Origin of the sequence: Campylobacter sp. BCW_4341 (assembly GCF_001764255.1) — a bacterium.
Taxonomy (GTDB): domain Bacteria; phylum Campylobacterota; class Campylobacteria; order Campylobacterales; family Campylobacteraceae; genus Campylobacter_D; species Campylobacter_D jejuni.
In genome coordinates this window covers 1-3,261 of sequence record NZ_MKAH01000027.1, presented here as the reverse complement: position 1 = coordinate 3,261, position 3,261 = coordinate 1, and the positions used below count along the sequence as shown (strand labels likewise).

At 36.0% G+C, this 3,261-nt stretch carries 2 protein-coding genes; both read left to right on the top strand.

What is annotated here, in order from left to right; translation table 11 throughout:
• A partial coding sequence (locus AJN70_RS04140; RefSeq protein ID WP_070295517.1) for a flagellin A occupies positions 1-1,638 on the top strand: 1,638 nt, incomplete at its 5' end.
• A 146-nt stretch (positions 1,639-1,784) separates the two neighbouring features.
• A partial coding sequence (locus AJN70_RS04135; RefSeq protein ID WP_070295516.1) for a flagellin occupies positions 1,785-3,261 on the top strand: 1,477 nt, incomplete at its 3' end.

Here is a 3,261-nt window from a genome sequence, read left to right as displayed (position 1 = left end):
TCTTTAAGCAGACTTAGTTCAGGTCTTAGAATCAACTCCGCAGCAGATGATGCTTCAGGGATGGCGATAGCAGATAGTTTAAGATCACAAGCTAATACTTTAGGTCAAGCTATATCTAATGGTAACGATGCTTTAGGTATCTTACAAACTGCTGATAAGGCTATGGATGAGCAACTTAAAATCTTAGATACAATTAAAACTAAGGCAACACAAGCAGCTCAAGATGGACAAAGTTTAAAAACAAGAACTATGCTTCAAGCAGATATCAACCGCTTGATGGAAGAACTTGATAATATAGCAAATACTACTTCATTTAATGGTAAACAACTTTTAAGTGGAAATTTTATCAATCAAGAATTTCAAATCGGTGCAAGTTCAAATCAAACTATAAAAGCTACTATAGGACCAACTCAATCTTCTAAGATAGGTTTAACACGCTTTGAAACAGGAGGAAGAATTTCATCTAGTGGTGAAGTACAACTTACTCTTAAAAATTACAATGGTATAGATGATTTTAAATTTCAAAAAGTTGTGATTTCAACTTCAGTTGGAACAGGACTTGGTGCCTTAGCTGAAGAGATCAACAAAAGTGCTGATAAAACCGGTGTTAGGGCTACTTTTACAGTAGAAACTAGAGGTATATCAGCAGTTAGAGCAAGCACTACTTCAGATGATTTTACTATCAATGGGGTAAAAATCGGCCAAGTAGAATACAAAGATGGTGATGCTAATGGAGCCTTAGTTGCTGCGATTAACTCGGTTAAAGATACTACAGGGGTTGAAGCTTCAATCGATCCTAATGGACAGCTTTTGCTTACCTCAAGAGAGGGTAGAGGGATTAAAATCGAAGGTGATATAGGTAGAGGTGCTTTTATCAATCCAAATATGAAAGAAAACTATGGTCGTTTGTCTTTGGTTAAAAATGATGGTAAAGATATTTTAGTAAGCGGTACAGGTCTTGAATCTGCAGGTTTTGGAGCAAGTCAATTTATCTCTCAAGCTTCTGTTTCTTTAAGAGAATCAAAAGGACAAATTGATGCTAATATCGCTGATGCTATGGGATTTGGTTCCGCAAATAAAGGAATTATGTTAGGTGGTTATTCTTCTGTTAGCGCTTATATGAGTAGTCAAGGAAGTGGATTTTCAGCAGGTTCAGGTTATTCTGTAGGTAGTGGTAAAAACTATTCTACAGGTTTTGCAAATGCTATAGCTATTTCAGCTGCTTCTCAACTTTCTGCAGTGTATAATGTTTCTGCAGGTTCAGGTTTTTCAAGTCAAAGCGGACTTTCTCAGTTTGCAACCATGAAAACAACTGCTTTTGGAGTAAAAGATGAAACAGCAGGTGTTACCACACTTAAAGGTGCTATGGCAGTGATGGATATAGCAGAAACAGCTATAACAAATCTTGATCAAATCAGAGCCGATATTGGTTCAGTGCAAAATCAAGTTACATCAACTATAAACAACATTACCGTAACTCAAGTAAATGTTAAAGCAGCTGAATCAACTATAAGAGATGTAGACTTTGCAAGCGAGAGTGCAAACTATTCTAAGGCAAATATCCTAGCACAATCAGGCTCTTATGCTATGGCGCAAGCAAATTCAACGCAACAAAATGTTTTAAGATTGCTACAGTAGTTTACAAAAGCTGCAATATATACAAATCCAAGCCTAGTTTAGTACTAGGCTTTTTTATTTTAAACTCTAAATTTTTTTAATCAAACTAAAACTTGGAACACTTCTTGCTTTAATCTTTTTGATGCAATATTTTGAAAGGATTTAAAATGGGTTTTAGGATAAACACCAACATTGGTGCGTTAAATGCACATGCAAATTCAGTTGTTAATGCTAACGAGCTTGATAAGTCTTTAAGCAGACTTAGTTCAGGTCTTAGAATCAACTCCGCAGCAGATGATGCTTCAGGGATGGCGATAGCAGATAGTTTAAGATCACAAGCTAATACTTTAGGTCAAGCTATATCTAATGGTAACGATGCTTTAGGTATCTTACAAACTGCTGATAAGGCTATGGATGAGCAACTTAAAATCTTAGATACAATTAAAACTAAGGCAACACAAGCAGCTCAAGATGGACAAAGTTTAAAAACAAGAACTATGCTTCAAGCAGATATCAACCGCTTGATGGAAGAACTTGATAATATAGCAAATACTACTTCATTTAATGGTAAACAACTTTTAAGTGGAAATTTTATCAATCAAGAATTTCAAATCGGTGCAAGTTCAAATCAAACTATAAAAGCTACTATAGGACCAACTCAATCTTCTAAGATAGGTTTAACACGCTTTGAAACAGGAGGAAGAATTTCATCTAGTGGTGAAGTACAACTTACTCTTAAAAATTACAATGGTATAGATGATTTTAAATTTCAAAAAGTTGTGATTTCAACTTCAGTTGGAACAGGACTTGGTGCCTTAGCTGAAGAGATCAACAAAAGTGCTGATAAAACCGGTGTTAGGGCTACTTTTACAGTAGAAACTAGAGGTATATCAGCAGTTAGAGCAAGCACTACTTCAGATGATTTTACTATCAATGGGGTAAAAATCGGCCAAGTAGAATACAAAGATGGTGATGCTAATGGAGCCTTAGTTGCTGCGATTAACTCGGTTAAAGATACTACAGGGGTTGAAGCTTCAATCGATCCTAATGGACAGCTTTTGCTTACCTCAAGAGAGGGTAGAGGGATTAAAATCGAAGGTGATATAGGTAGAGGTGCTTTTATCAATCCAAATATGAAAGAAAACTATGGTCGTTTGTCTTTGGTTAAAAATGATGGTAAAGATATTTTAGTAAGCGGTACAGGTCTTGAATCTGCAGGTTTTGGAGCAAGTCAATTTATCTCTCAAGCTTCTGTTTCTTTAAGAGAATCAAAAGGACAAATTGATGCTAATATCGCTGATGCTATGGGATTTGGTTCCGCAAATAAAGGAATTATGTTAGGTGGTTATTCTTCTGTTAGCGCTTATATGAGTAGTCAAGGAAGTGGATTTTCAGCAGGTTCAGGTTATTCTGTAGGTAGTGGTAAAAACTATTCTACAGGTTTTGCAAATGCTATAGCTATTTCAGCTGCTTCTCAACTTTCTGCAGTGTATAATGTTTCTGCAGGTTCAGGTTTTTCAAGTCAAAGCGGACTTTCTCAGTTTGCAACCATGAAAACAACTGCTTTTGGAGTAAAAGATGAAACAGCAGGTGTTACCACACTTAAAGGTGCTATGGCAGTGATGGATATAGCAGAAACAGCTA